Source organism: Brevundimonas sp. TSRC1-1, from assembly GCF_049898245.1.
In the GTDB taxonomy this organism is placed as follows: domain Bacteria; phylum Pseudomonadota; class Alphaproteobacteria; order Caulobacterales; family Caulobacteraceae; genus Brevundimonas; species Brevundimonas mediterranea_A.
Map to the genome: position 1 here is coordinate 277,238 of NZ_JAFCXI010000002.1, position 26,066 is coordinate 303,303.

A 26,066-nucleotide genomic window follows, 5' to 3' on the forward strand; every position below is an offset into this window, starting at 1 on the left:
AGACGCCGAACGGCGACAGGGTGTTCTTTAGCGACGGGGACGGCGCGCCGCCACCCGTGCGCGAAAGGTTTGGCGGCCTAGCCTCGGCCCTGAGCCGGGCTTTGGACCTGCTGCTGCACAAATGCGTCGGCGGCGGTGCGGGCGGCGCGCTGGGCGGTGGCGGTGGCGGCGGGACGAAGTCGGGTGACGGCCGCCTGGGCCTCGCTGTCGCCGCCGCGCGCGGCGATCATGTACCATTTCAGGGCTTCGGTCGGGTTCTTCGCCACGCCCTCGGCGCCGGTCTCATAGATGCGGGCGACATTGTACTGGCTGTCGGTCAGGCCCCGCTCGGCCGCCCTGAGCAGCCAGATCAGACCCTCGGCCTGATTGGCCGCGCCGCCGTCGCCCTCGTACAACTGCATGCCGTACAGATGCATGCCGCCGGGATCCCCGGACTCGGCCGCACGGCGGCCCCACCGACGGCTCTCGGCCGGATTGGCGGACACGCCGTTTCCACCCATGAGATAGAGCTGACCCAGATAGGTCTGGGCCGGGCCGTACCCCAGGTCGGCGGCGCGCTTCAGTTCGTCCACGCCTTCCAGGTCGCCGCTCTCGATCCGGTTCACGGCCCGTTCGAACTCGGCCGCGCCGGCGTCGACCGTAGGTACGGCGTCCGTCGGCGTGATCGCCATGGCGATCGGGGTTTCGCTGGCGGCGGAGGCGGGCGTCCGGGTCGAACCCGGCAACCCCGGCAGTTCGAGATCGGGCAGTCCCGACCCGTCGGCCAGGGTCAGAGACGCATAGGCCCCGCCGGTCAGGGCCACAGCCGTGACCGAGGCCAGGAAGGCCTTCTTGACCGTCGATCCGTCCTTGGCCGCCTGCTTGTCCAGCCGCTCCTGCAGCTTGGACTTGCCGCCGCGCTTGGGCATCAGGCCGAAGCCCTGGCGGGGCGCTTCCTCGGGCGCCGCCGGCGTCGTCATGGCCGCACGGGCGGCGTCAATGGTGCTGCGGGTCGAGGCCGCGCGACCGGCGGCGGCGGCTGCGCCCATGCTGGCGCGCAGACGGCGGGGATCGACGAATTCGGTGTCGTCGGCAAAGTCGTCGTCGCCGTCCAGCAAGGCGTCGCTCCGGCCTTGAACTGGGCCTTGAACGGCGTCCTGATCCGGGGCCTGTCCGTTCGGACGCGGCTCCGACCGGGTCGAGAAACCGGATGCGGTGGCCTCCAGCGCGTCGTCGACATCGGCGCCGCCGAAACCGCCGAAGGGCTGGATTCGGGGTTCGCTTTCGACCGACGCCGCAGAAACCGGAGCCGGATCAGGCTCGGGCCGGAGCGGCTCCGACGCCGGTGCAGCGGGCGTCGACGCCGTCGGCATCGACGGGAAGGGCGTCGCCATGGCCGCGTCCGGCGACACGGGGTCGATCGACCAGTCATCCTCGACGTCGAAGGATTCTTCGGGGAAGACGGCCGCGCGCCAGTCCGGCTCGACCGGCGCCGAGACGGCGGCGACCGCTGCGCGCTCGGCGACGGCGCGGGGCGCGGGCTCGGGCGAAGGCTCGGCCTCGGGGATGTCCAGCTGCAGGTCGCGGGTCGCGGCCGGCTTGCGCGTATCCATGCTCTCGCGGGCCTCGGCCAGCAGGCGGGCGGTGCGCTCCTCGCTCATCCGCATCCGCTCGGCCAGTTCGCCCGAGGCGCGGTCGTAGCGCTGTTCGATCTTGTCCGAGCTTTCCGACAGGCGCCGCGCGATGTCGTCCAGCGCCTGCTGCGAGCGGCGTTCGGACTGGGCGATGCGGTCGCTCAGCTGATCCGAAATCCGGGTGATCTCGCCGCCCAACTTCTCGAGCGCCAGGGCGTGACGGTCGTCGCTGGCGGTCAGGCGTTGATCGACGCGATCGACGTGGCGCGCGAACTCCTGGTCCATTCTGGCCGCGTGACGCGACAGATCGGCCTCGACCTTGCGGCCGACCAGGTCGGTGACGCTGCGGGTGACGGCCTCGGCGCGGCCGATGGCCTCGCGTTCGACCGTCTGGACCCGGGCGTTCAGGTTCTGGGCGATCTTCAGGACCTCGCGGCCCATGGCCTCCAGCCCCTGGGCGCCCTTGCGCTCGGAGGCGTTCAACTGATCGCCGACGCTGCGGACCGCCTGCTCGATCCGGTCGATGCGCGCGCCGGCCTCGGCGGCGTCGAGCCGCTGCATCATCTCGGCGCGGTTGAACTCGATCTGGCGCGACAGGGTCTCGGCCAGCTTCTCGAACCGGGCGGCGTCACGCGCCCCCTCGGGCTCGACCCGCCCCTCGGCCGCGCGCATGCGCTGGTCCAGCTCGGCGAAGGAGCGCTCGAGGGTCTTCAGCGCCTCGGTGGTGCGGCTCTGGGCCTGGTCCAGACGCGCGCCGACCTGGGCCAGCAGGTCCGTGCCGACGCCGGGACCTGCGGCCTTCTCGACCGCCTCCATGCGCTGGCGCAGTTCCGAGACGCCCGACCTCTGGCGTTCCTCGATGTCGTACAGGCGGCCGGCCAGGGCGCCCAGCGACTGCTCGACCTTGCCGAAGGTCTCCTGGGTCTGAGGGCCGGTGTCGCGTTCGAAGGCGCGCAGGCGACGATGGCCCTCGCGCAGTTCCTCGGCGATGTCGTCGATGCGGCGGGCCTGTCCCTTGGTCTGGGCGTCCTGGCCGTCCAGCCGGCGCACCAGGCCGGACACGGCTTGGTCCACGCCCTGGATGGCGACGGTCGAGCGGCGCTCGGCGGCCTCCAGCCGGGCGGCGATGGCGTCGATGGAGGCGCTGATCCTCTGCCAGCCTTCGTCGGAAGCGTCATAGGCGTCGTCGAGACGGCGGCTGCGACCGCGACGTTCGAACATCTCGGGGCCGGCGGAGCGACGCGGCAGGGTGGCGTAACCCTCGTCCTCGTCTTCCATGATCATGGAGTTCAGCCATTCGCCCAGGGTCATGCCCGAGCGGCGCGCAAGATCCTTGGCGACCTCGCGGGCCTTCGGATCAATACCCTTCACGCTCCAAGGCGCCGCTGCGCTCACTGATTCGGCTCCCGACCCATGGGATGGAGGCTATAACGCCAATATCGAGGGTGTAAACGTGTGGTTAACCGCAAGATGTTGCGCCGACTCGTCAGCCTGTGGACATCTCGTCGGATGGGGAGGCTTTTGGGCGCGACGTGGTTAATGACGGATTAAGATTAAGGAGCTGGTAACGGGTTCGGCTTGCGTCCCCGCCCCGGCGGCGCCAACTGCGGCCCATGAGCCTGACAACCACTCTGATCCTGCTGGGCGCGGCCCTGGCCGTCATGGTCTTCGCCGGCTGGCGCGGCGCGCGGCCGCCCGACCCGTTCAAGGGGCCGCGCATGGTCCCCTGGCGCTTCATCATGCTGGGCGCCGCGGCCCTGGCCATGCTGCTGCTGATCCACCTGGCCACCCTGTTCGGCGCCGAACGACCGCCCTGGGTTTCAGTTTAGGAACCCGAGCGAGGCCCGATGGTTGATCCTGCGAACCCCAGACAGGAGACGCATCATGGCCGACAAACTGACCCCCGCCGAGGCGGAAAAGGAATTCTGGAACAGCCTGAAGGAGTCCAACACCGGCATGCTGGGCCTGGACCAGGCCGGATACCACCATCAGCCCATGACCGGTTTCGGCGAGCCGGAGACCGGGACCATCTGGTTCTTCAGCCGCAATGACACCGACTTCGCCCGCGACGTGGCGGTCGGCGGTCAGCAGGGCATGTTCTGCTATCAGGCCAAGGACCAGAAGGTTCAGGCCTGTATCCACGGCGACCTGTCGATCGACCAGGACCGCGCCCGGATTGAAAAATACTGGAACCCCGTCGTCGCCGCCTGGTACCCGGACGGCAAGGACGACCCGCACCTGACCCTGATCCGCTTCAACGCCGAGGACGGCCGGGTCTGGGTTTCGGACAAGGGCGCGCTGGGCTTCGGCTATCAGGTGATGAAGGCCAATCTGACCAAGACCCAGCCGGACGTCGGCGGCGTGTCGGACGTGAATCTTCAATAGGTCGGGCGAGCTGGGAACGGGGTTCTTGCCGGAATGGGCGCGTCGATATCTGGACGCGCTCCGGTTTTTGCTCGCCCTATGAACAGGGTCTGGCGCGCGCGCCGTCAGGCGTTCGCTTCGACAACAGGCCGCTCGCCGCCCTCCCGCGGCGTCCAGCTGTTCAGCGCCTGCTGGAACAGTCGGGCGGTTAGGGCGTCGCTCATCGGGGCGGCGGCGATGCGGGCCGCCTCGGAGGCTCTCAAGTCCTCGATCTCCCGGCTGAGGAAGCTGACGCCGCCATCGGGTCCGGACGCCCGTTCAGCCAGATCCGCAGCGATCTGTTCAGGAGACGTCTGGGCAGGCGCGCCTTCCGGCGGCGTCGGGCCGACGTCCGCCCCGCTGCTGTCCAGCATCTCCTTTATCCCGGCCTGGAGTTCGGGAGGAATTTCCGAAATCTGCGTCGGCTTGAGCGCGAGGTGACGGCCGACGAGGAAGTCATCGACGGACAGCGGCTGATCCGCATCCACGCCGCGGCGGGTCATCAGGACGCGGTCGGTCGCATAGCCCGCATCATAGGCCGCCGCCCGGCGCAGATCCGCCGAAGCCTCGCGTTCCGACTTCGACACCAAACCGTCGCCGTCCGTGTCAGTTTGGGCGAACCAGTCGGCAAGATATTCCTGATCGGAAATGGATTCCGACCCGGACTGGGCCTGGATCAGGGCGTTCAGGGTGTCGGCGCCGAAGGTGTCGGCGGGGGTCATCTCGGCGCGGGTGACGCGGCCGTCCGCGTCGGCGTCGAAGGTTTCGAAAGCCTTTGAAACCTTGACGTTTCCAGCATCGACGGCGCTGATCTCGTCGAGGGTCAGGGCGTCGTCGCCGTCGAGGTTCAGGCGGTCGAACAGCTTCTGATAGAGCTGCTGCGTGAGGGTGGAACCCGCAGCGGAAATCGTGGTCATGGCCTCAGCCTCCCCAGGGCGCGACAAGCGTGACCGGAAGGAAGCAAGAGCCAGACCGCGCGACGCGCGGCCTGGCGATCGTCAGATCGGCGTCAGCCGGCGAAACACCAGGCCAGAACCGCCTTCTGGGCGTGGATGCGGTTTTCGGCCTCGTCCCAGACCAGGGAGCGGGGGCCGTCGATGACGGCGTCGGTGACTTCCTCGCCCCGGTGGGCCGGCAGGCAGTGCAGGAAGACCGCATCCGGATCGGCCAGGGCCATCAGGGCCTCATCGACGGTGTAATCCTCAAACGCGGCCAGACGCGCCTCATAGTCCTGGTCGCCCATCGACACCCAGGTGTCGGTGACGACGACGTCGGCGCCCTTGACCGCCTCGCGCGGGTCGCTGGTCAGGGTGACGGCGCCGCCGCCCTTGGCCAGGTCGCGCAGGTCGGGGTGATACGCCGCCGGACAGGCGACGTTCAGGTGGAAGCCGAACCTGGGCGCCGCGTGCATGAAGCTGTGGCAGACGTTGTTGCCGTCGCCGATCCAGGCGATGGTCTTGCCCGAGACCGGGCCGGAATGTTCCTCGATCGTCTGAAGATCGGCCAGGATCTGGCACGGATGCGACCGGTCAGTCAGGCCGTTGATCACCGGCACGGTCGAGACGCGGGCGAAGCGTTCGACGTCCTCGTGGCTGTTGGCGCGGATCATGACGGCGTCGACCATGCGCGACAGGACACGGGCCGTGTCCTCGACCGGTTCGCCCCGGCCCAACTGCATATCGGAAGCCGTGGCGATGATGGCGGCGCCGCCCAGCTGGCGGATGGCCGCGTCGAAGCTGAAGCGGGTGCGGGTCGAGTTCTTCTCGAAGATCATCGCCAAGACCCGGTCCTTGCCCGGCGCATCGGCGTCAGGACGGCCCTGGGGCCATGCCTTGCGGGCGGCCTTTCGGGCGTGGGCGTCGTCCAGGATGGACCGCAGATCGGCGGCGTCCAGCAGGTGGATGTCGAGGAAGTGCCGGACCATTGCCTAACTCCGCTCATCCCCGCGAAGGCGGGGACCTGATGCTTTGGGCGACGGGCGCCCGATGTCTGTCACGTCCGCCGGTCCCGGGCCTTTCGCGTAAAAGACCTGGGTCCCCCGCCTTCGCGGGGATGAGCGGTTTTGAGGATCAGGCCGCCCACTTCTCGCGGGCGACCTCGCAAGCGGCTTCGAACCGGACGATCAGTTCGCGAGCCTCGTCCAGGGTCAGGTTCAGCGGCGGCAGCAGGCGCACGCAGTTGTCGCCCCCCCCGGCGATCAGCAGCTGCTGCGTGTCGCGCGCCAGGGCCATGAACTCGCGATTGTTCGGAACCAGCTTGACCCCGATCAGCAGCCCCTTGCCGCGCACATCGACGATGACGTCCGGGAAGCGGGACTGAAGCCCCGCCAGCTGCTGCTTCAGATAGCCGGCGATCTCGTTGACGTTGTTCAGGGTCTCGGGCGTGTTGATCAGGGACAGCGCCTTCAGACCCACGGCCATGGCCAGGGGATTGCCGCCGAAGGTCGAGCCGTGGACGCCGACCGTCATGCCCGAGGCCGCGCGGGCCGTGGCCAGACAGGCGCCGATGGGGAAGCCGCCGCCCAGGGCCTTGGCCACCGCCATGATGTCGGGCGACATGCCGGCCCATTCGTGGGCCCACAGCTTGCCGGTCCGGCCCATGCCGCACTGGACCTCGTCGAAGATGATCAGGACGCCGTGTTCGTCGCACAGCTCACGCAGGCCGCGCAGGCACTGCTCCGGCATGGCGCGGCAGCCGCCCTCGCCCTGGACCGGCTCGACGATGATGGCGGCGGTCGTGGGGTTGGCGATGGCGGCCTTGATGGCGTCGTGGTCGCCCCACTTCAACTGGTGGAAGCCCTGCATCGGCGGGCCGAAACCCTCGGTATAGCTGGGGTTGGCGGCGGCGTTGATCGCGCCATAGGTGCGGCCGTGGAAGGAGCCGTCGAAGCCGTAGATGTCGATCCGCTCGGGCGCGCCATTGGCCGAATGATATTTCCGCGCCGTCTTCAGCGCGCACTCGACGGCTTCCGTGCCCGAGTTGGTGAAGAAGACCACGTCGGCGAAGCTCGACTCGCACAGGGCGTCGGCCAGGGCTTCCTGGCCCGGAATGCGGAAGATGTTGGAGACGTGCCACAGCTTCTCGGCCTGGTCCTTGACCGCCTGGACCAGTTCGGGATGGGCGTGGCCCAGGCCGTTGGTCGAGATGCCGGCGACGCAGTCCAGATACTCGGTCCCGTCGGTCGACCACAGGCGAGCGCCTCGGCCGCGTTCCACTTCCAGCGGCGCGCGATTGTAGACACCCATCAGATGGTTCGTGGACACGGGACTAAGACCTCCAAAAGCGATACGGCCCCGACGCGAGGCGCGACGGAGCCGGTTTCATAGGGACAGGCGTTGTCGGACGGGCGACGGTGTTAGTCAACACCGGCGCCGAGGCGAAGGCTACGGGTTGCTGGCGTCCGGCATGGCGGCGGCGGGGGCGTTTTCTGCGGCCACGGCGTCTTGCTTGGCCTGGATTTCGACCAGTCGCTTGTCCAACGCGAGCCCCAGGTCCGCGAGGAACAGGCCGAAGCGGGCCACATCGACGCCGTTGATGTAGGACAGCCTGTCTTCGGTCGAATGGATGCGCTGGAAGACCGGCGGGACGAAACCCTCCTTCAGGCCGTTATCCTTGCCGCCGTTGAAGGCCAGCCACATCTGATGGGCGCCCACCGCATCCTGCGTCCCCAGCGAGACCACCGGCACGCCGGCCGCCGAGAAGACGCGGTCGTCGCTGGGCGGATAGATCGGATAGGGCATGCAGTCGAAGCCGCGCTCGGCGCACAGGCTGCGCAGGGTCTCCAGCACGAAGCCGGACTGGTCGCCGTTGTTCTCGCCGTACATGACCGTCTCGCCATAGGCGGCGACGTCGGCGTTGATGACGGCGGCGATCCGGTCCTTGCCGTGCTTTTCCAGGAAGGCCTTGGCCCCCAGCAGGCCCAGTTCCTCCTGATCGGTGAAGACGAAGACGAAGCGGTGGGCGACCGGCTGCCCCTCCAGCCCCATCTCCAAGGTCTTGGCCGCCTCCATCATGGCCATGACCGAGCCGATATTGTCGACGACGCCCTGGGACAGGGTTCCGTCGCGCAACTTCACCGCATCATAGTGGGCGGTCAGGACGATGTCCTTCGCGCCCTCGCCCACCGTCACGACGAGGTTCGCGCCCTCCATCGGACCGGTGGCCCGATTGCCGCCGGCGAAGACCTGGATCTCGGGCGTGAAGCCCAGGCGGGTCAGCATGCCGACCAGGACCTGGGTCCTTTCGGCGTTGGTGGGCTTGATGAACTGGGCGGCGCCGGCGGCGATGTCGGGGCGGTCGCCGGCCTGGGGCGTGGCTTCCTGGGCCCAGGCCGGCGCAAGGCCTGGAACGGCGGCGAACAGCGCCGCAGCGGCGACGAGCGAACGGAACAGCATGGCGGACCTCTCAGGGGAGCGATCCTCCAGAGTTAGCCGCTGATCGGGCCGGGCGCCAGCGACGCCTGCGCCGCCAGACCGGCCCCTCGGCGACGACAGCGGATCGATGATCGGCGCCCGCCCTGTGACGGACCCGCACCGTCACCGCCATGATCTGGATGCGCTGAATGTCGATTCGTCCTAGGAAACGGGCATGAACGACCGTCTCCACGCCTTCGAGGCCATCGACAACTTCCGCGACTATGGCGACTACGCCACGGCGGCCGGGCGACGCGTGCGCGCGGGCCGTCTGCTGCGTTCGGGCCATCACGCCCGCGCCAGCGACGCGGATCTGGAGCGGCTGAAGGGGTTCGACCTGGGGGCGGTGATCGATCTGCGACGGCCGGGCGAGCGGCGGGACCAGCCGTCGCGGCGGCCCGACGGCTTCGACGCCCTGGTGATCGAGGGCGGGATCGACGACGGGGCCGACGCGCCGCACATCGCCTTCCTGAAGACCGAGGACCTGACGCCCGCCTCCGGCCGCCGCTTCATGGAGCGGACCTATCGGTCCCTGCCCTTCGACGCCTCGCACATCGACGTCTTCAGCCGCTACTTCCATAGCCTTGGCGACCAGGACCGGCCGGTCCTGATCCATTGCGCGGCGGGCAAGGACCGGACGGGGTTTCTGGCCGCCCTGACCCATCATCTGCTGGGCGTGCATCGCGACGACATGGTCGAGGACTATCTGCTGACCAACACCGCCGTCGATCTGGTCGGCCGCGCCCCGTCCATCGCGCGGCAACTGCACAAGATGACCGGCCGCGTCGCCTCCGATGACGCCGTCGTGGCCTTCCTGGGGGTCGAGCCCGCCTATCTGGAGGCCGCCTTCGCCGAGGTCGAGGCGCGGCACGGATCGCTGGACGCCTATCTGGCCCAGGCCCTGGGCGTCGACGCCGCCCTGCGGGCGCGGATCGAGGCGCGGCTGTCGGCGTGAGCGATAGCCTGACCCATGTCGTCGTCCGGGATCATCCGTGGACGGATCCTCTGGATGTGGCGGCCGGGATCGGCGAGGCCGACGGCGGCCTGGCCCTGCTGTCCGACGGCGGGCCGGGCGGACGCTGGTCCCATGTGGCGACGGCGCCGGACCGTATTCACGTGGGCGCGGTCGAGGCCGATCTGTTCGCCCCCTTGCGCGATCCGGCCTGGGGCGCGGGGACGGTGGGGCTGGCCGCCTATGACGCCGGGGCGCGGGCGGCGACGGGCGACCGGCCTCAGGCCTGGCCCGACCTGATCCTGGCCCGCTATCCGGCGATGCTCAGCTTCGACCATCTTCAGCGCCGGGTTTGCGCCATCGGCCGGGGGGCGACGGCGGCACAAGCCGAGGCCGCCGCCGTCCGCGCCGCCGGGTGGCTGGCGGCGGCGATCACGCCAGAAACCCCCGCCGCCCCGGCCGAAGCCTTCGTGGCCGAGGCGGATGACCAGGCCTATCGCGACGCCGTCGCCGAGGTCGTGACCCGCATCGCCGCCGGCGAGCTGTTCCAGGCCAATATCGCCCGCGCCTGGGGTGGGGAACTCAAGCCCCAGGCCGATCCGTTCGACGTCTTCCTGCGGCTGCAACAAGGGCGGGCCTCGCCCTATGGCGCCTTCTGGCGGATCGGTGATCGGGCCCTGGTGTCCAACTCGCCCGAACTCTTCCTGGCCTTCGACGGCGAAAGCCGGCGCATCGAGGCGCGGCCGATCAAGGGCACCCGCGCCCGGTCGGCCGACCCTGTCGAGGACGCGGCCCTCGCCGCCGAGCTTCAGGCCAGCGCCAAGGACCGGGCCGAGAACCTGATGATCGTCGACCTGATGCGCAACGACCTGGCCCGCGCGTCGCGCGTCGGTTCGGTGGCGGTCGAGCGGCTGTTTGCGATCGAGAGCCATCCGACCGTCCATCATCTGGTCTCGACCGTGGTCGGCCGGGCCGAGCCGGGAGTGACGCCGGCCGATCTGCTGGAAGCGACCTTCCCGCCCGGTTCGATCACCGGCGCGCCCAAGCATCAGGCCATGAAGGTGATCGCCGACCTGGAGCCGCCGCGCGGCGCCTGGTGCGGGTCCCTGTTCATTCTGGAAGAGGACGGAGGCCTGACCGCCTCGGTCCTGATCCGCACGGCCGCCTTCGAACGCCGGGGCGGGCGCTGGAGCTTCCGCACCCTTGCGGGGGCGGGGATCGTGGCCGACAGCGACCCGCAGGCGGAACTGGCCGAAACCGAGGTGAAGATTTCAGCGCTGAAGCGCGCCCTGGTCGGTCAGCAATCCGAACAGGTGATGACGGTCGCCTCGCGCGGGTTCAGATAGGCCCGACGGGTGAACTCCGCCGCCGGCAGGAACTGCTGGAAGGGCGAAGAATATTTGTAATAGGCCTCGGCGACGATGATCGAGTCCCCGTCGGCCGGGAACATGTCGGCCGGAATACCGGCGTCGGCGATGACCAGAGGCTTGTTCATCTTCGTGCCGGCGCCGCCGTCGGGAGTCCAGCTTCGGCTCCAGTTCAACGTATATTTGTTGGCGGAAACACGGGTCACGCTGCTGACGCGCTGTTCCATGGAGGTTGAGGCGAACGGCGCCATGATCGCCGGCCCGACCTCGAAGATGCTGTTTATGTCAGCCTTGGTGATGGTTCGCGACTGGGAGACCAGGTCCGCCACGGCCGAGGCGGCGTGGCTGGTGCGCTTCAGGGCCATATAGCCTTGGCACAGGTCCACCATGCCGGCGTAGAACAGGAGCATGACGGGTGCGATCAGGGCGAACTCCACCGCCGATACGCCGCTTTCATCGCCGGCCAAGCGCCGGATCAAGGATCGGGACATCAGAAGGGCTCGTTGCGGAAGGCCGTGGTCGAGGAGATCATGATCTGTCCGGGTCCCGCGCTGCTGACCGCCTGGGTCAGGGCTGGAATGATCATGGGCTGCTTGTACCAGAGCCGAACGATGATCAGATCCTGGCCGACCCCGCCCTTGAAGTCCATCTGGGACAGGTCCAGCACGCCGTCTTTGTCCTTGGGCGGATCGATGTCGTCGGAAAAGCTGGTGACGACGCGCACGTCGATCGTCGCCCGATCCGCGCAGTCGCTCTTGAACACGCTCATCTGATCGCAAACGGCCTGTTTGAAGGCGGTCTTGTCGAATTTCTTCGTCTGGGCCTCGCCTGTCCGCACCAGCCGGCTGGCTTCCAGCACGGCGTTTTCCGCCACCGCGTCGATCATGAAGACCAGGCCCAGCTGGAAGATCGAGAACAGGAGCAGAAAGAAGGGCGTGGCCACCAGGGCGAACTCGACCGCCGCCGCGCCTTCGCGCGACCTGCGGGCCTGGCCCGCCTTGAACCGACGACGAAGAGGCATGTCCACGAAGGTCAGGGCGTGGGCGTGGCGCCGGCCGTCGAGGCGGTGGCGCGGACGCTGGGCGCGCAGGTGGCGCTGCAGGCCATTTCCGTCGCCTGACCGCCGCGCCAGACGCGAACCGAACCGGTCGAGCCGCCCGTGACGACGATCTCGCGCTGGAACAGGGTGCGGCCCACGCCGTCCACCGCCACCACTTCGGTGACGCCATACCCCTTGCCGACGATGAACAGGGTGTTGGCGTCGACCACGGTGACGTCGGCGATCTGCGGATTGCCGACGATGACGGACGAGGCCGCCCCGTTGAGCTGGACGCGGGCCGAGCGATCGATCTCGACATTAAGGGCGCCGCTCTGGGCCTGGGCCGGAGCGGCGGCGAGCGGCGCGGCCATCAGGGCGGCGGCCAATACGGCGATGGGAAGGCGGGACATCGGCGGCTCTGAACAACAACGCGCATGAACGCGGACACGCGCATGATGTCCCACGGAGTCTCAACAAAGGCTGAAGCGGTTCAAACCGAATTTTCTTTGGTAAATCCGAGGGTAACCAAAACTCGTGACTCAGCCTTAACGAGCGTCAGGCATCTTCATCCTGCGTTTGGGGGTCAAGCGGGCTACCGGCTCCCCCCGCCAAGTTGCTCGCTAGACATTTTATCAAAAGGGAACACTCCATGACCAAGTTCATTTCGCGTTTCGCCAAAGACGAATCGGGCGCCACCGCCATCGAATACGGCCTGATCGCCGCCCTGATCGCCGTCGTGATCATCACCGTGCTCGGCACCATCGGCACCAACCTGAACACCAAGCTTCAAGCCGTCGCCACCGGCCTGGAAACCAAGAAGTAAGACGCCCAACGTCTTGAAAACCGGAAGGGCCGGAGCGCAAGCTCCGGTCCTTTTTCTTTGTCCGACGGCAACGCGGCCTTAACAGGCGACGTGCCACAGATTCCCGCATGGACCTTCTGAGCCTTCTCTGCCTCGCCGTCTTTCCGATCCTGATGATCGCGACCGGCCTGCACGATCTGACGACGATGCGGATTCCGAACTGGATCTCCCTGGTCCTGCTGGCGACCTTCTTTCCGGCGGCCCTGCTGATCGGTCTGTCGCCGGTCGAGGTCGCGATCCATGTCGGCGTCGGCTTCGCCGCCCTGATCGTGGGCATGATCATGTTCGCCCTGCGCTGGATCGGCGGCGGCGACGCGAAGGCCCTGGCGGCCGCCTGTCTGTGGATGGGCCTTACGGGTCTCGCGCCCCTGTTGCTATGGACCGCGATCGTGGGCGGCGGTTTCTGTCTGCTGCTGCTGCTCGTCCGCCAATATTATCCGATGGTCGCGCCTGCCGCGTTCCGCATCGGGTGGCTCGCCCGGCTGATGGAGCCGAAGGGCGACATTCCCTATGGCGTCGCCATCGCCATCGGCGCCCTGATCGCCTTTCCCGAGGGGGATCTGGCAGTTCGCTTTCTGACGGCGCGATAGACGCGCCGGCGCGCGGCCTCGTCGGCGCTTAGGAAGCATTAACCCGCCGGCCTCATGATCGTTAACGGTAGGGCGTCGAGGATCGACTCCGGGTCGTCACGCCTGCCGGAGACCTCTGGATGAAGCCCGCCCGCATCGCCGTCATCTGTATCGCCGCCGTGTCGGCCCTGGGCCTGGCGCTGGTCGTCCGCGCGATGGGGAACGGCGAACCCGCCGCCCCCGCCGCCGCCGCGCCCGTCGAGACCCGGCCGATGGCCAAGATCCTGGTCGCGGCCAAGAATCTGGAGCCGGGCAAACGCCTGGCCGAGGCGGACCTGGCCTGGAAGGACTGGCCGGTCGACGAGGTCAATCCCGCCTTCATCACCGACGGCTCCACGCCCATTCCCGCCAAGCCCGCCCCCGAAGGCGCCGGCGAAAAGGCCGGCGCCGCCGTCGAGCGCGTGGCCGAGGCCGCCGGCCAGATGGCCGGTCCCGGCGCCAAGTCCGACTATATCGGTTCGGTGGTGCGCGAACCCATCCTGGCCGGCGAGCCCATCGTCGGCCGCAAGATCGTGCGCGCCGGCGACAGCGGCTATCTGGCCGCCTATCTGGAGCCCGGCATGCGGGCCATGGCCATCGCCGTGACGGTGGAATCCGCCGCCGGCGGCTTCATCCTGCCCGGCGACCGGGTCGATGTGGTCCTGACGGTGCAGAACGAACGCGGCGGCTCGGCCGTCGAGGGCGGCGGCGCAACGGCCAAATATTCCTCAGCCACCGTGATGCAGAACGTCAAGGTTCTGGCCATCGACCAGTCCACGCGGGCCGGCGACGACGCCCAGGCCGTGGTCGGCGCGACCGCCACCCTGGAGGTCCGCCCCCAGGACGCCGTGCTGCTGGCCCAGGCCAAGTCCGAGGGTGAACTGTCGCTGTCGCTGCGCTCCTATGCGGACACGGCCGGGCCCTCGGGCGCGACCCGTGCGCCCCGGGCCGTCGCCAGCGCGTCCCGCAGCGTCCGCGTCTATCGCGGCGGCGAACCGGAAGTGGTGACCACCCCATGAGGAAGACGCCCGTGCGCAAGACCGTCGCCCTGGCCTGCGTCCTGCTGGCCGGCCTGGGGGCCGCCCCGGTCGCCGGCCTGGCCCAGACGCGCGCCGCCGTGTCCATGGGCGCCGCGCCGCAACTGATCAATCTGCCGCGCGGGACGTCCTTCGCGGTCGATCTGCCGGCCGACGCCCGCGACGTGATCGTCGCCAATCCGCAGGTGGCCGAGGCCATGCTGCATTCGCCGCGCCGCATCACCGTGATCGGGATTGCGCCCGGCGAGACCGACGCCGTCTTCCTGGACGCCGCCGGCCGCACCATCCTGAGCCTGCGGGTGCGGGTCGATGCGGGAACCAGCGCGCTGCAGGACACGCTCAGCCGGCTGGTTCCGGGCAGCCAGATCCGCGCCGAGGCGGTCAACGACAGCGTGATCCTGAGCGGGGTCGCCGATTCTCCGGCCCAGGCCGTCCAGGCCGCTCAGGTGGCCCGCGCCTTCGTGTCCGCGCCGGAAAAGGTGCTGAACATGATCAGCGTCGCCGGATCCGACCAGGTGACCCTGAAGGTCCGGGTGGTCGAGGTCCAGCGCAGCGCCATCAAACAGTTGGGGTTCGACACCTCGGCTGTGGTCGGCCAACTGGGCAGCACTCAGTGGCTGCTTGGAAACTCCGCCACCTGGGGAGTCAACGGCGGGCTGATCGGCGGCATCAGCGCGGGCTTGTCGCGCGATACGACCAAGAATTATCAGATGCAAAGGCCTTGCGTCGGCCCCGGCTGGACCCCAGGCGCGCTTTGCCCCGTCACGGTCAGAGGGCCAGACGACGCATCAAACTGGGATACGGCCCAACCCGGCACGGGGCCAGGTTCGAATGATCTTAACAAGGGCAGCGCCACGGTTAAGGCGTTCGAGCGTGTCGGTCTGCTTAGGACGCTGGCCGAGCCGAACCTGACCTCGGTTAACGGCGAAGCCGCCAGTTTCCTGGCCGGGGGCGAGTTCCCGATTCCGTCCGGTCGAGACCGCGACGGCAACATCACGGTCGTCTACAAACCTTACGGGGTGGCGCTCAGCTTCCGGCCGGTAGTCTTGGACGCGGGGCGTATCAGTCTTCAGGTCAAGGTCGAGGTGTCGGAGTTGACGTCTCAAGGCGGCCTGACAATCGGGGCAGGCACCACCTCGTCCGTCAGCCTGCCGGGGCTGTCGGTTCGCCGCAGCGAGAACACGGTCGAACTCTCGTCGGGCGGTTCCATGATGATCGCCGGCCTGCTCCAGGAAAACACCCGTCAAGCCATCGACGCCTTGCCCGGCATGACCAATCTGCCGGTGCTGGGACAGTTGTTCCGCTCACGCGATTACCTTAATGGCGAGACTGAGTTGGTCGTGATCGTCGAGCCCTATATCGTCAGCCCGACCTCGCCCGACCGGATGCAGACGCCGGCCGACGGCCTGCGTATCGCCAGCGACTCGCAGACCATCCTGTTTGGTCAGTTGAACCAGATCTATGGATCGCCCAGCCCAACCGCCCGATCGGGCGCCGTGTGGCAAGGGGCGGCCGGCTATGTGATCGAGTAGGCGCATGATCCGAACCTCAAGAACGCGCGTTCTGTCCCTAATCCTTTCCGGATCGGTCCTGGGGCTGGCTAGCTGTGTGGGCGGCCCGGCCAGTCTGGGCGGCCCGCCGCCTCTGACCCCGACCTCGCGCTATTCGCTTCAGGTCGAGACCGGTCTGGACCGTATCGCCCTGGCCGTCCACGAACAGGGACTGTCGGCCAATCAGCACGCGGCTCTGCGCGACCTGGCCCAGCGGTTCGCCGCCGCCGGGGCGGGCGTCATCGTGATCGAGGCCCCGGCCGGGGAAGACTCGGTGGCCGCCAAGACAGCCTACGACACGCGCGCCGCCCTGGCGCAGATCGGCCTGGATCCGAACCGTCTTCGCGTCGTCAGCTATGCGGGGCCTGACCCCCGCGCGCCGGTTCTGGTCGGGTTCGAAACGGTCCAGGCCGCCGTGCCGCGCTGCGGCGCCGCGTGGGGTAATCTGAGCCGGACCGGAGACAATATGTCCGGTTCGAACTTCGGCTGCGCCGTCACTGCCAATCTGGCCGCCCAGATCGCCGATCCGCGCGACATCGCGGCGCCCCGCGCCCTGACGCCCCCCGAGGCGGGCCGGCGTTCGGTGGTCTTCGATCGCTATCGCCAAGGTCTGCCGACCGCCGCCCCGCAGGAACAAATGGTGCAGCGTTCACGTGTCTCGACGGCTGTGGAATAGGCCGTTGACCATGTCCGCCCCTCACCCTCTCGAACCTTTCGACGACGGCTTCGACGTCGATATGGACTTCTCCGAGGCAGCCGCCGCTTTTCCGGGCGACTCCGGGCGCTCCCCCTTGCAGTTCACCCCGCCGGCCTCGGCGGTTCAGACTGCGGCTCAGCCCGTGATGCAGGCGCCGACCCAGAACACGAGCGCCCCCGGCTTCAATCCTGTCGGCGACCTGCTGGCACAGGCGCAATCGACTCTGGCGCCGACGACGGACGCGGGCCCTGCCCCGTCCAGTGCGGTCCAGTCCGCCCTGGCGCCTTCTGGCCTGGCTCCCGCCGGTCTCGCGGCCGTCGGATCCATCGGCGAAGTGTCGGTGCCGCGGATCGCCATCCATGTCTTCGCCGAACGTCAGGACACCCTGGCGGCGGCCGAGCGCGCCGCCCAGGACCGACGCCTGTCGCGCGCCACCACCCAGATCCGCATCGGCGGGATCATGGCCGCCGTCGAGACCTATCAGCACGAACCGACCCCGCCGCTGATCATCGTCGAATGTCTGAAAGACCCTCAGACCCTGTTGTGGGAAGTGGATCAGCTGGCCGAGGTCTGCGACGCCGGCACCAAGGTCGTCGTCGTGGGGCCGACCAACGACATCCTGCTGTTCCGCGAGCTGATGCGTCGCGGGGTCAGCGAATATCTGGTGGGCCCGCTCCAGCCCCTGCAACTGATCGCGGCCATCGGCGGCCTGTTCAACGATCCGGCGCAACCGTTTGTCGGCCGGTCCATCGCCTTCGTCGGCGCGCGGGGCGGGGCCGGAGCCTCGGCCGTGGCGCACAACACCGCCTATGCGATCTCGGAGCGGATCGGCGCCAATACGGTCATCGTCGACTATGACCTGCCGTTCGGCACCGCCGGCCTGGATTTCAACCAGGATCCGCTGAGCGGCGTCGCCGACGCCCTGGGCCAGCCCGACCGACTGGACTCGACCCTGCTGGACCGGATGATGGTCCGCTGCACCGACAAGCTCAGCCTGTTCGCGGCGCCCGCCACCCTGGACACCGACTGGGACATCTCGACCGAGGCCTTCGAGGAGGTGACGACGCGCATCCGCTCGACCGCGCCCTTCGTGGTCCTGGACCTGCCGCACCTTTGGTCGCCGTGGATGCGCCGCACCCTGATCAGCGCCGACGAGGTGGTGATCGTGGCGACGCCGGACCTGGCGGCCCTGCGCAACGCCAAGAACATGATGGACCTGATCCGTTCGGGCCGCCCGAACGACGCCCCGCCGCGCCTGGTGCTGAATCAGGTCGGGGTGCCCGGTCGTCCCGAGATCCCGGCCAAGGATTTCGGCGCCGCCCTGGGCGTTCATCCCAGCCTGATCATCCCCTTCGACGCCAAGACCTTCGGCGCCGCCGCCAACAACGGCCAGATGATCCTGGACGCCGGCGCCAAGACCAAGGCGGCCGAGGCCTTCCAGACCCTGGCCCAGATCGTGTCGCGTCGGGAAATCCCCGTCATCGCCGGACCCAAGGCCAAGCCCGGAAAGGCGGCTTCGACCGAGTCGAAATCCCTGTTCGCCTCCATGTTCAAGAAGCGCTGACGGGTGTTCGGCAAGCGCACAGGTCAGCCCGGCGTCGTTCCGGCTCCGATGCGTCCCGCCCCTGCGGGCGTCGCCGGCGCCGCGCCCGAGTTCGCCCCGCGACAGTCCGCGCCGGGCGTCCAGACCGAGGCCTTCGCCTTCGGCGGCGCGGCCGACCTCGAGCCCGCTGTCGAGGCCTTCGCCCCGGCCGCTTCGGGGCAGGCCCAGCCCCAGGCCCAGCCGGCCGCCAAGGCTGACCGCCTTGACGCCCTGGCGTCCCGCCCGACCCCCGAGGCCGCGGCCCCCGCCGCGCCGGGCGGCAAGCCCGCGCCCGGTCCCAAGGCCACGGCCGGGTTCGAACAGCTGAAGAAGGCCCAGGCGGTCGCCGAGATCGTCCGGGAACAGAGCGACTATTATCACGCCACGAAGACCACCATCTTCAATGCGTTGATGAACACCATCGACCTGGCCCAGCTGGCCCAGCTGGACACCAAGGCGGCGTCGGAAGAGATCCGTGACATCGTCGCCGAACTGGTGGCGATCAAGAACGTCTCCATGTCGGTCGCCGAGCAGGAGCATCTGGTCCAGGACATCGTCAACGACGTCCTGGGCTACGGCCCGCTGGAGCCGCTGCTGGCCCGCGACGACATCGCCGACATCATGGTCAACGGCGCCGGCCGGGTCTTCATCGAGGTCGGGGGCAAGGTCCAGCTGACCAATGTGCGCTTCCGCGACAACGCCCAGCTGATGAACATCTGCCAGCGGATCGTGTCCCAGGTCGGCCGCCGCGTGGACGAGTCGAGCCCGATCTGCGACGCCCGCCTGCCGGACGGTTCGCGCGTCAACGTCATCGCCCCGCCCCTGGCGCTGGACGGGCCGACGCTGACGATCCGGAAGTTCAAGAAGGACAAGCTGACGATGAAGAATCTGGTGGAGTACGCCTCCATCAGTCCCGAGGGCGCACGCGTCCTGGGCGTCATCGGCGCCTCGCGATGCAATCTGGTGATTTCGGGCGGCACGGGCTCGGGCAAGACGACCTTGCTGAACACCCTGACGGCCTTCATCGACCCCACCGAACGGGTCATCACCTGCGAGGACGCGGCCGAACTGCAGCTGCAGCAGCCGCATGTGGTGCGTCTGGAGACGCGCCCGCCGAACCTCGAAGGCCAGGGCATGATCACCATGCGCGACCTGGTGAAGAACTGCCTGCGGATGCGTCCCGAACGGATCATCGTCGGCGAGGTGCGCGGACCCGAGGCCTTCGACCTGCTCCAGGCCATGAACACCGGCCACGACGGCTCCATGGGCACGCTGCACGCCAACTCCCCGCGCGAGGCCATCAGCCGGATGGAATCGATGATCACCATGGGCGGCTACGGCCTGCCGTCCAGGACCATCCGCGAGATGATCGTCGGCTCGGTCGACGTCATCATCCAGGCCGCGCGTCTGCGCGACGGCTCGCGCCGCATCACCCACATCACCGAGGTCGTCGGCCTGGAAGGCGATGTGATCGTCACCCAGGACCTGTTCGTCTACGACATCACCGGCGAGGACGAGAACGGCAAGATCATCGGCCGTCACCGGTCGACCGGCATCGCCCGTCCCCGCTTCTGGGACCGCGCCCGCTATTACGGCCTGGAGCGCGAACTGGCGGACGCCCTGGACGCGGCGGAGTAGGGACATGTTGCCGATCCTCGCCGCCGTTCTGGCCTTCATCACCATCGGCGGCCTGGGCTGGGTCTTCGTCGGCGGCGACGATTCGTCCGGTCAGGCGGTCAAACGGGCGCAGAACCTGGGCGAGGGAAAGCGCAACGCCGCCACGGCGCGCAAGGCCGCGGCCGCCGCCAATACGCCCGAGGCGCGCCGCAAGCAGATCATGGTCCAGCTCCAGGAAGCCGAGCGCCGCGAGCGCAAGGCGCGCGCCAATATGGCGGCCAAGCTGAAACAGGCCGGACTGACGATCAGCGTCCGCACCTTCTACATCGTCAGCGGCGGGGTGGGCCTGATCGCCGCCGTCGCCGCCCTGGCCTTCGGCCTGCACATCCTGATCGTTCTCGGCCTCGCGATCGTCGTCGGCCTGGGCCTGCCGCGCTGGATCGTCGGCTTCCTGGCCAAGGCGCGGATGAAGAAATTCTCGCTGGAGTTTCCCAATGCGGTGGACGTCATCGTTCGCGGCATCAAGTCGGGCCTGCCGGTCCACGAGTGTTTCAAGATCATCGCCCGCGAAAGCCCCGCCCCCCTCGGCCCGGCGTTCAAGAAGCTCGTGGAGGCCCTGGGCGTCGGCATGACCCTGGAACAGGCGCTGGGCAAGATGTTCGAACAGATGCCGACCCCGGAACTGAGGTTCTTCACCATCGTCATCGCCATCCAGCAGAAGACGGGCGGCAATCTGGCCGAGGCGCTCAGCAATCTGTCGACCGTGTTGCGCGCGCGGCGGATGATGCGCGAGAAGGTCAAGGCCCTGTCTTCGGAAGCCCTGGCGTCCGCAGGCATCATCGCCTCCCTGCCGCCGGCCGTCATGACGATGGTGATGTTCACCAGCCCCGGCTACATGATGGCCCTGTTCACCGACATCCGCGGCAACGCGCTGCTGCTCCTGGCGGGTGCCCTGATGGGGACGGGGATCTTCGTCATGAAGCGCATGATCTCGTTCAAGATCTGAGGTCGGGACCGTGGACGCCTTCATTCGCTTCATCACCGACCCGCAGAACCTGCTCAGCCTCGGCGTGGGCGTGCTCGTCTTCGCCACCGTCCTGACCCTGCTGTCGTCGATGACGGGCGGGGTGAAGCTGGACCAGCGGATGAAGGCGGTGTCGGAACGCCGCGACGAACTCAAGCGCCGCTCCCGGGCCGCCATCCACACGGGGCCGGGCGGATTGCGCCACACGGACGACGAGGGGTTCAAGAAGCGGGTCGTGGACCGGCTGAACCTTACCAAGCTGCTGGAGGATCCCAAGGTCGCCGACCAGATGGCCCAGGCCGGCTATCGCGGCCCGCGCCCCCTGACCACCTTCTACTTCTTCCGCTTCGCCTCGCCCTTCATCTTCCTGATGGTGGTCGCCTTCTACATGTTCGTGATCAAGGTCGTGGACTGGCCCACGATGCAGAAGATCACCGCCTGCATGGCCGGCGCCGTCGCGGGCTTCTATGCGCCCAACCTGTTTCTGACCAATCGGATCACCAAGCGCCGCACCTCGATCATGCAGGCCTTCCCCGACGCCCTCGACCTGTTGCTGATCTGCGTCGAGGCGGGGATGTCGATCGAGGCGGCGATCGCCAAGGTCAGCCAGGAGATCGGCACATCGTCCATCGAACTGGCCGAGGAGCTGTCCCTGCTGTCCGCCGAACTCAGCTATCTGCCGGACCGGCGCATGGCCTACGAGAACCTGGGCAAGCGGACCAACCATCCCGGCGTCAAATCCGTCGCCGTCGCCATGACCCAGGCCGAGACCTACGGCACGCCCCTGTCCGCGGCCCTGCGGGTGATGGCCAAGGAAAACCGCGACCTGCGGCTGTCGGCGGCGGAGAAGAAGGCCGCCGCCCTGCCGGCTCAGCTGACCGTGCCGATGATCCTGTTCTTCCTGCCGGTCCTGTTCATCGTCATCCTGGGGCCGGCGATCCTGAACATCATGGACACGATGGCCAAGGGCTGATCCGGCGGCGCTTCAGGCCTCGGCTGCGGCCTTGAGATTGTCGACGATGGCCTGATGCGCGTCGCGCAGGGCGATCCGGTGCTTGTCGTGGAACAGCTCGCCCCTCAGCCCCGCGAACTTGTGCGCCGACGAGACGATGCAGCTGCCCTTTTCCAGCTCCTCGATGTCGATGTAGCGCAGGGTGCGGAACAGGAAGCCCCGGTTCTCGGTCCAGACCAGCCGCACATAGGGCCGCCAGTCGGCGATGCGGGCCACGACCGCGCGCTCCGGCTGACCGGGAAAGGCCTCGGTCAGGGTCAACTGGCCGCCGAAGGCGATGGCGCCCGAGACCTCGGTCTCGTGCGGATTCCATTCGTTCCAGCGCGACAGGTCGGAGACCAGCTCCCAGATCCGGTCGGAGGTCGCCCGCACGCCGGCGCGTTTCTCGATCTTGGTGTCGTCCATGCCGCCGATCTGGCACGACTGGGCGGCGGAAGAAAGACGTCTCAGTCGGGCGTGACCACCTTCAGCCGCCGCCCGTCGTCCAGCCCCAGCCGCGTCTTGACCTCGAACAGGTCGGCGCCGGCCGGGATGATCAGCAGTTTCTTGGGATGGGCGGCGTTGACCGCCACCACCCCGCCCTTGGGGCAGATGTCGAAACAGTCGGTCCCCGCCACGGTCAGTTCGCCCTTGCGCCCCTTCTTGCCCTTCTTCAGGTGCAGATATTTCCGCAGGGCCTTCTTCAGCGTCAGATCGCCGTCCGGCCCGAAGCCGCCGTCCAGCTTCTTGGAGCATTTGCGGCACACCAGCACGACGTCGCGCCACTCGGTCGTCGTGCTCTTGATCGGCTTGGCCATGATTCGAGTTTCGCCGAGCGATGGTCGTTGCACAAGCGGCCCCGGCGCCCTCATCCTGCGGCTTCTCCGATTTTACGGGATATCCACATGCGTCGCCTGTTCGCCGTCTCCACCCTGGCGCTGCTGCTCGCGGCCGGTTCCGCCCAGGCCCAGGCCGTCGATGCGGCCAGCGTGGACGCCGCCGTCCAGCGCGTGACGCCCCAGGTGGTCGACTGGCGCCGCGACTTCCACCAGCATCCCGAACTGGGCTTCGCCGAGACCCGCTCGGCCGCCGTCATCGCCGATCACCTGCGGTCCCTGGGGCTGGAGGTCCGCACCGGGGTCGGCAAGACCGGCGTCATAGGCGTCCTGCGCGGCGCCCGTCCCGGTCGGATCGTGGCCCTGCGCGCCGACATGGACGCCCTGCCGGTGCAGGAGGCCACGGGCCTGGCCTTCGCCTCCACCGCCACCGGCAAATACATGGGCAATACGGTTCCCGTGGCCCACGCCTGCGGCCACGATATGCACATGGCCATGTTGATGGGCGCGGCCCAGGTTCTGGCCGGGATGAAGGACCAGATCGCCGGCACGGTGGTCTTCGTCTTCCAGCCGGCGGAAGAGGGCGCCCCTCCCGGCGAGCCCAAGGGCGGCGCCGCCCTGATGATCGCCGAGGGCGCGCTGAACGATCCCAGGCCCGAGGCCATCTTCGGCCTGCACGTCGTCCCCGGCCGCCCCGGCAGCGTCTTCTATCGGCCCGAAGGCTTCATGGCCGCCTCGGACCGGGTCGATATCGTGCTGAAGGGCAAACAGACCCACGGCGCCTGGCCCTGGCGCGGCGTGGACGTGATCGCGGTGGCGGGTCAGGTGATCGAGACGGTCAACACCCTGACCGCCCGCACGGTCGATCCGACCACCACCCCGACGGTCTTCACCATCGCCACCCTGAACGCCGGCGTCCGCTACAACATCATCCCCGACAGCGCGACCCTGTCGGGCACGCTTCGCACCTTCGACGTCGCCCAGCGCGACGCCCTGGTCGCCCGCGCCGAGACCGCCATCGACCATGTCGCCGCCGCCTATGGCGCCACCGCCGAGTTCGGCGTCAAACAGAACGCCGCCCTGGTCTTCAACGACCCCGGCCTGTCCGCCTGGCTGGCCCCGGTCCTGACCGAGGCGGCCGGCCCCGGCAACGTCAACCCCGCCACGCCCCCGACCACGGTGGCCGAGGACTTCAGCTATTTCCAGCAGGCCATCCCCGGCGTCTTCTATCATCTTGGGGCCAGTCCCGACGGCGTGGACCCGTCCCAGTCCGCGCCGAACCACTCGCCGGAGTTCTCGCCGAACGAGAAGGTGTTGCCGCTGGGGGTGAAGACGCATGTGCTGACGGCGCTGCGGTTTCTGGAGCGGAGCTAAGTCGCACGCCCTCTGTCTCCTCCCCGCCTCGCGGGGAGGTGGCGCGGCGCTTCTTCAGCGCCGTGACGGAGGGGTTCTTGCCCCGGACTCGGTGCGGCGGACAGACCCCTCCACCGCTTCGCGGTCCCCCTCCCCGCAGAGCGGGGAGGGGGCGACGTCTCCTCTTCGGTGAAGCCGATTTGTCGGCGCGGCACGTGGATCACCTTCGCTGCCTGGGTTAGCGTCTTCGGCCCCCGCGTGGGGAGCACGCCAAAACGCTTGGAGACTATATGCGCCCTCTCGCCGACTTCGCGTTGAAATGGTCTCATCCCGAGTATCGACCGGCTCCGGTCCGGGCCGCCGATCTGGCGACCGCGGAGCAGCAACTCGGCGGTCGCTTGCCGGCGGACTTTCGCGAAGCGATCATCGAGATCGGTCTGCCTCGGCCGACCGCCGCTCTTCTGACTAGCGTTTGCGAGGCCGAGGCCGATTTCGCCGACGTGTCCGATTTTCTCCCGCCGGAAGAGATGGTCGCATCGACCTTGGGCTGGCGCGAAATGGGGCTGCCGGTCCAGATGATCGCCTTCGCCTCGGATTGCATGGGCAATCTGTTTGCCTTTGACGGCACTGCGCCCAGCCCCGGTTCCGCCGTCTGGTTCTTTGACCACGAAACAGGCGAGACCTCTTTAGTCGCCCCTTCCTTCAGGGATTGGATCCAGCAATACTTGGACCTCAGGTTTGTTCCGTTCGACTAGCGTGTCTCCTTCCAGCCTAGCGGGGAGGTGGTGCGGCGCTTCTTCAGCGCCGTGAAGCAGGGGCTCTTGCCCCGGACTCGGCGGGGCGGACAGACCCCTCCACCGCTTCGCGGTCCCTCTCCCCGCAAAGCGGGGAGGAGACGGACATCATCACAGCCGCTCGAACACCGTCTCGATCACCCGGCGATAGACCGCCGTAAGCGCCTCCAGCTCCGCTGTCGGCACCCGTTCGTCGATCTGGTGCATGGTCTGGCCGACCAGGCCCAGTTCCAGCACCGGGCACAGGGCGCGGATGAAGCGGGCGTCGGAGGTGCCGCCGGTGGTCGAGGCTTCGGGGCGGCGGCCGGCGACGGCCTCGACCGCGTCCTGAACCGCCGCGACGAAGACGCCGGGCTCGGTCAGGAAGGCCTCGCCGGAACACAGGTGCTCCAGGGTGATCTGCAGCCCGGTCTCGGCCTGCATGGCCCCGGCCTCGCGGTTCAGCCAGTCGATCAGGCCGTCCCCCGTATGGCTGGGGTTGAAGCGGATGTTCAGCCGCGCCTTCGCCTCGGCCGGAATGATGTTGGTCGCTGGATTGCCGATGTCGATCGTGGTGATCTCCAGGTTCGACGGCGGGAAACCCTCATAGCCGTCGTCCAGCACATGGTCGTTCAGCCGGCTCATCAGCCGGGCGATCACCGGGGCCGGATTGGCCGCCCGTTCGGGATAGGCGACGTGGCCCTGTTTGCCCGTGACTGTGATCCAGGTGTTCAGCGAGCCGCGCCGACCCACCTTGATCATGTCGCCCAGGTGCTGCGACGACGAGGGTTCGCCCACGATACAGGCGTCGATCACCTCGCCCTCGGCCGCCAGCGTCTCGACCACCCGTTTGGTGCCGTGTAGCGCCGGGCCTTCCTCGTCGCCGGTGATCAGGAAGGAGAGGGAGCCCTTCGGCTCGTCCTCGGCCAGCACCTGGGACACGGCGGCGACCCAGGCGGCGATCCCGCCCTTCATGTCCACCGCGCCCCGGCCGTACAGGACGCCGTCCCTGACCTCGGCGGTGAAGGGTTGCGACGACCACTGTTCCGACGGCCCGGTCGGCACCACGTCCGTATGGCCGGCGAAACACAGATTGGGCGAGGCGGTTCCGCGCCGGGCGTACAGGTTCTCGATCCGCGCATGGACCCCTTCGCCCCCCGGCCCCTCGAACGCCAGCCGGCGGCAGTGGAAGCCGAGGGCCGTCAGATGGCGTTCCAGCACGTCCATCGCCCCCTCGTCTGCGGGGGTGACGGACGGAATACGGATCAGGTCGCGGGTCAGTTCGACAGGATCGATCACAGGAGTTGATGCGCGGCTCATGCGCCTATGCTTTACGGACATCGCGTCACG

General features: G+C 68.3%; 26 protein-coding genes. 15 read left to right on the plus strand and 11 right to left on the minus strand.

The window, feature by feature from the left end; all coding sequences use genetic code 11:
- Positions 1-77: 77 nt before the first annotated feature.
- Positions 78-2,984: an SEL1-like repeat protein gene (locus ACP7CK_RS07395; protein WP_426025600.1), complete on the minus strand. Its 2,907-nt coding sequence runs from the start codon at positions 2,982-2,984 to the stop codon at positions 78-80.
- Positions 2,985-3,226: 242 nt separating this feature from the next.
- Between ACP7CK_RS07395 and ACP7CK_RS07400 the strand changes: the two genes are divergently transcribed.
- A complete protein-coding gene (locus tag ACP7CK_RS07400) occupies positions 3,227-3,442 on the plus strand; it encodes a hypothetical protein (RefSeq protein ID WP_008261388.1) in 216 nt (71 codons plus the stop codon).
- A gap of 55 nt (positions 3,443-3,497) precedes the next feature.
- Positions 3,498-3,998 (plus strand): pyridoxamine 5'-phosphate oxidase family protein, encoded by a 501-nt coding sequence (locus ACP7CK_RS07405; protein WP_426025601.1) that lies wholly within the window; start codon positions 3,498-3,500, stop codon positions 3,996-3,998.
- A gap of 104 nt (positions 3,999-4,102) precedes the next feature.
- Here ACP7CK_RS07405 and ACP7CK_RS07410 read toward each other — a convergent pair whose 3' ends face one another.
- The 4 genes from ACP7CK_RS07410 to ACP7CK_RS07425 all read right to left on the minus strand — a co-directional run bounded on the left by ACP7CK_RS07410 (position 4,103) and on the right by ACP7CK_RS07425 (position 8,410).
- Positions 4,103-4,933, minus strand: a complete 831-nt coding sequence (locus ACP7CK_RS07410; RefSeq protein ID WP_426025602.1) for an EF-hand domain-containing protein — start codon at positions 4,931-4,933, stop codon at positions 4,103-4,105.
- A gap of 92 nt (positions 4,934-5,025) precedes the next feature.
- Entirely contained in the window at positions 5,026-5,940 is a 915-nt protein-coding gene (argF, locus tag ACP7CK_RS07415; RefSeq protein ID WP_426025603.1) for an ornithine carbamoyltransferase, read from the minus strand.
- Positions 5,941-6,085: 145 nt separating this feature from the next.
- A complete protein-coding gene (locus ACP7CK_RS07420) occupies positions 6,086-7,279 on the minus strand; it encodes an aspartate aminotransferase family protein (RefSeq protein ID WP_426025604.1) in 1,194 nt (397 codons plus the stop codon).
- A gap of 120 nt (positions 7,280-7,399) precedes the next feature.
- The gene (locus tag ACP7CK_RS07425) at positions 7,400-8,410 is read right to left on the minus strand and encodes a M28 family metallopeptidase (protein ID WP_035308737.1); all 1,011 of its coding nucleotides are present in this window, start codon (positions 8,408-8,410) and stop codon (positions 7,400-7,402) included.
- Between the two features lie 193 nt (positions 8,411-8,603).
- Here ACP7CK_RS07425 and ACP7CK_RS07430 point away from each other — a divergent pair, with 193 nt between their 5' ends.
- Positions 8,604-9,383 (plus strand): tyrosine-protein phosphatase, encoded by a 780-nt coding sequence (locus tag ACP7CK_RS07430; protein ID WP_372704796.1) that lies wholly within the window; start codon positions 8,604-8,606, stop codon positions 9,381-9,383.
- Entirely contained in the window at positions 9,380-10,726 is a 1,347-nt protein-coding gene (locus ACP7CK_RS07435; protein ID WP_426025605.1) for an anthranilate synthase component I family protein, read from the plus strand. Before ACP7CK_RS07430 ends, ACP7CK_RS07435 begins: the two co-directional genes overlap by 4 nt.
- Here ACP7CK_RS07435 and ACP7CK_RS07440 read toward each other — a convergent pair.
- The 3 genes from ACP7CK_RS07440 to ACP7CK_RS07450 are packed head-to-tail and all read right to left on the minus strand — an operon-like array spanning position 10,678 to position 12,196.
- Positions 10,678-11,238, minus strand: coding sequence for a TadE/TadG family type IV pilus assembly protein (locus ACP7CK_RS07440; protein ID WP_426025606.1), 561 nt, complete (start codon positions 11,236-11,238; stop codon positions 10,678-10,680). The genes ACP7CK_RS07435 and ACP7CK_RS07440 overlap by 49 nt on opposite strands.
- On the minus strand, positions 11,238-11,768 hold the full coding sequence (locus tag ACP7CK_RS07445; RefSeq protein ID WP_426025607.1) for a TadE/TadG family type IV pilus assembly protein: 531 nt from the start codon (positions 11,766-11,768) through the stop codon (positions 11,238-11,240). Before ACP7CK_RS07445 ends, ACP7CK_RS07440 begins: the two co-directional genes overlap by 1 nt.
- 11 nt (positions 11,769-11,779) lie before the next feature.
- Positions 11,780-12,196, minus strand: coding sequence for a pilus assembly protein N-terminal domain-containing protein (locus tag ACP7CK_RS07450; protein WP_426025608.1), 417 nt, complete (start codon positions 12,194-12,196; stop codon positions 11,780-11,782).
- Positions 12,197-12,435: 239 nt separating this feature from the next.
- Here ACP7CK_RS07450 and ACP7CK_RS07455 point away from each other — a divergent pair, with 239 nt between their 5' ends.
- The 9 genes from ACP7CK_RS07455 to ACP7CK_RS07495 all read left to right on the plus strand — a co-directional run bounded on the left by ACP7CK_RS07455 (position 12,436) and on the right by ACP7CK_RS07495 (position 21,736).
- Complete coding sequence (locus ACP7CK_RS07455; protein ID WP_183196646.1) at positions 12,436-12,609, plus strand: Flp family type IVb pilin; 174 nt, start codon at positions 12,436-12,438, stop codon at positions 12,607-12,609.
- Positions 12,610-12,716: 107 nt separating this feature from the next.
- A complete protein-coding gene (locus tag ACP7CK_RS07460; protein ID WP_426025609.1) occupies positions 12,717-13,238 on the plus strand; it encodes an A24 family peptidase in 522 nt (173 codons plus the stop codon).
- Positions 13,239-13,357: 119 nt separating this feature from the next.
- A complete protein-coding gene (gene cpaB / locus ACP7CK_RS07465) occupies positions 13,358-14,275 on the plus strand; it encodes a Flp pilus assembly protein CpaB (protein ID WP_426025610.1) in 918 nt (305 codons plus the stop codon).
- A complete protein-coding gene (locus ACP7CK_RS07470) occupies positions 14,272-15,825 on the plus strand; it encodes a type II and III secretion system protein family protein (protein ID WP_426025611.1) in 1,554 nt (517 codons plus the stop codon). The genes cpaB and ACP7CK_RS07470 overlap by 4 nt, the downstream gene beginning before the upstream one ends.
- 4 nt (positions 15,826-15,829) lie before the next feature.
- Positions 15,830-16,519, plus strand: a complete 690-nt coding sequence (locus ACP7CK_RS07475; RefSeq protein WP_292149170.1) for a CpaD family pilus assembly protein — start codon at positions 15,830-15,832, stop codon at positions 16,517-16,519.
- A gap of 10 nt (positions 16,520-16,529) precedes the next feature.
- The gene (locus ACP7CK_RS07480) at positions 16,530-18,104 is read left to right on the plus strand and encodes an AAA family ATPase (protein WP_426025612.1); all 1,575 of its coding nucleotides are present in this window, start codon (positions 16,530-16,532) and stop codon (positions 18,102-18,104) included.
- A gap of 3 nt (positions 18,105-18,107) precedes the next feature.
- The gene (locus tag ACP7CK_RS07485) at positions 18,108-19,760 is read left to right on the plus strand and encodes a CpaF family protein (RefSeq protein WP_426025613.1); all 1,653 of its coding nucleotides are present in this window, start codon (positions 18,108-18,110) and stop codon (positions 19,758-19,760) included.
- A gap of 4 nt (positions 19,761-19,764) precedes the next feature.
- On the plus strand, positions 19,765-20,745 hold the full coding sequence (locus ACP7CK_RS07490) for a type II secretion system F family protein (RefSeq protein ID WP_426025614.1): 981 nt from the start codon (positions 19,765-19,767) through the stop codon (positions 20,743-20,745).
- A 10-nt stretch (positions 20,746-20,755) separates the two neighbouring features.
- On the plus strand, positions 20,756-21,736 hold the full coding sequence (locus tag ACP7CK_RS07495) for a type II secretion system F family protein (protein ID WP_426025615.1): 981 nt from the start codon (positions 20,756-20,758) through the stop codon (positions 21,734-21,736).
- Positions 21,737-21,748: 12 nt separating this feature from the next.
- Here the strand turns inward: ACP7CK_RS07495 and ACP7CK_RS07500 are convergent, their stop codons facing one another.
- Both ACP7CK_RS07500 and ACP7CK_RS07505 read right to left on the minus strand, forming a co-directional pair.
- Entirely contained in the window at positions 21,749-22,180 is a 432-nt protein-coding gene (locus tag ACP7CK_RS07500; protein ID WP_008261741.1) for an SRPBCC domain-containing protein, read from the minus strand.
- A 41-nt stretch (positions 22,181-22,221) separates the two neighbouring features.
- On the minus strand, positions 22,222-22,572 hold the full coding sequence (locus ACP7CK_RS07505; protein WP_008260764.1) for a hypothetical protein: 351 nt from the start codon (positions 22,570-22,572) through the stop codon (positions 22,222-22,224).
- A gap of 87 nt (positions 22,573-22,659) precedes the next feature.
- On the opposite strand from ACP7CK_RS07505, the gene ACP7CK_RS07510 reads away from it, so the two are divergent.
- Complete coding sequence (locus tag ACP7CK_RS07510; RefSeq protein WP_426025616.1) at positions 22,660-23,964, plus strand: amidohydrolase; 1,305 nt, start codon at positions 22,660-22,662, stop codon at positions 23,962-23,964.
- 269 nt (positions 23,965-24,233) lie between these two features.
- The gene (locus ACP7CK_RS07515) at positions 24,234-24,698 is read left to right on the plus strand and encodes an SMI1/KNR4 family protein (RefSeq protein ID WP_426025617.1); all 465 of its coding nucleotides are present in this window, start codon (positions 24,234-24,236) and stop codon (positions 24,696-24,698) included.
- Between the two features lie 150 nt (positions 24,699-24,848).
- On the opposite strand, the gene dapE is transcribed toward ACP7CK_RS07515, so the two are convergent.
- The gene (gene dapE / locus ACP7CK_RS07520; protein WP_426025618.1) at positions 24,849-26,036 is read right to left on the minus strand and encodes a succinyl-diaminopimelate desuccinylase; all 1,188 of its coding nucleotides are present in this window, start codon (positions 26,034-26,036) and stop codon (positions 24,849-24,851) included.
- Positions 26,037-26,066: the final 30 nt, after the last annotated feature.

Excerpts from the sequence above, each read along its gene's own strand:
- ACP7CK_RS07425 (WP_035308737.1), bottom strand. The coding sequence starts at position 8,410 with ATGCTGTTCCGTTCGCTCGTCGCCGCTGCGGCGCTGTTCGCCGCCGTT.
- ACP7CK_RS07410 (WP_426025602.1), bottom strand. The coding sequence starts at position 4,933 with ATGACCACGATTTCCGCTGCGGGTTCCACCCTCACGCAGCAGCTCTAT.
- ACP7CK_RS07500 (WP_008261741.1), bottom strand. The coding sequence starts at position 22,180 with ATGGACGACACCAAGATCGAGAAACGCGCCGGCGTGCGGGCGACCTCC.
- ACP7CK_RS07480 (WP_426025612.1), top strand. The coding sequence starts at position 16,530 with ATGTCCGCCCCTCACCCTCTCGAACCTTTCGACGACGGCTTCGACGTC.
- ACP7CK_RS07470 (WP_426025611.1), top strand. The coding sequence starts at position 14,272 with ATGAGGAAGACGCCCGTGCGCAAGACCGTCGCCCTGGCCTGCGTCCTG.
- cpaB (WP_426025610.1), top strand. The coding sequence starts at position 13,358 with ATGAAGCCCGCCCGCATCGCCGTCATCTGTATCGCCGCCGTGTCGGCC.
- ACP7CK_RS07475 (WP_292149170.1), top strand. The coding sequence starts at position 15,830 with ATGATCCGAACCTCAAGAACGCGCGTTCTGTCCCTAATCCTTTCCGGA.
- ACP7CK_RS07440 (WP_426025606.1), bottom strand. The coding sequence starts at position 11,238 with ATGTCCCGATCCTTGATCCGGCGCTTGGCCGGCGATGAAAGCGGCGTA.
- ACP7CK_RS07490 (WP_426025614.1), top strand. The coding sequence starts at position 19,765 with ATGTTGCCGATCCTCGCCGCCGTTCTGGCCTTCATCACCATCGGCGGC.
- ACP7CK_RS07505 (WP_008260764.1), bottom strand. The coding sequence starts at position 22,572 with ATGGCCAAGCCGATCAAGAGCACGACGACCGAGTGGCGCGACGTCGTG.
- ACP7CK_RS07515 (WP_426025617.1), top strand. The coding sequence starts at position 24,234 with ATGCGCCCTCTCGCCGACTTCGCGTTGAAATGGTCTCATCCCGAGTAT.
- ACP7CK_RS07450 (WP_426025608.1), bottom strand. The coding sequence starts at position 12,196 with ATGTCCCGCCTTCCCATCGCCGTATTGGCCGCCGCCCTGATGGCCGCG.
- ACP7CK_RS07430 (WP_372704796.1), top strand. The coding sequence starts at position 8,604 with ATGAACGACCGTCTCCACGCCTTCGAGGCCATCGACAACTTCCGCGAC.
- ACP7CK_RS07455 (WP_183196646.1), top strand. The coding sequence starts at position 12,436 with ATGACCAAGTTCATTTCGCGTTTCGCCAAAGACGAATCGGGCGCCACC.
- ACP7CK_RS07405 (WP_426025601.1), top strand. The coding sequence starts at position 3,498 with ATGGCCGACAAACTGACCCCCGCCGAGGCGGAAAAGGAATTCTGGAAC.
- dapE (WP_426025618.1), bottom strand. The coding sequence starts at position 26,036 with ATGAGCCGCGCATCAACTCCTGTGATCGATCCTGTCGAACTGACCCGC.
- ACP7CK_RS07460 (WP_426025609.1), top strand. The coding sequence starts at position 12,717 with ATGGACCTTCTGAGCCTTCTCTGCCTCGCCGTCTTTCCGATCCTGATG.
- ACP7CK_RS07510 (WP_426025616.1), top strand. The coding sequence starts at position 22,660 with ATGCGTCGCCTGTTCGCCGTCTCCACCCTGGCGCTGCTGCTCGCGGCC.
- ACP7CK_RS07445 (WP_426025607.1), bottom strand. The coding sequence starts at position 11,768 with ATGCCTCTTCGTCGTCGGTTCAAGGCGGGCCAGGCCCGCAGGTCGCGC.
- argF (WP_426025603.1), bottom strand. The coding sequence starts at position 5,940 with ATGGTCCGGCACTTCCTCGACATCCACCTGCTGGACGCCGCCGATCTG.
- ACP7CK_RS07400 (WP_008261388.1), top strand. The coding sequence starts at position 3,227 with ATGAGCCTGACAACCACTCTGATCCTGCTGGGCGCGGCCCTGGCCGTC.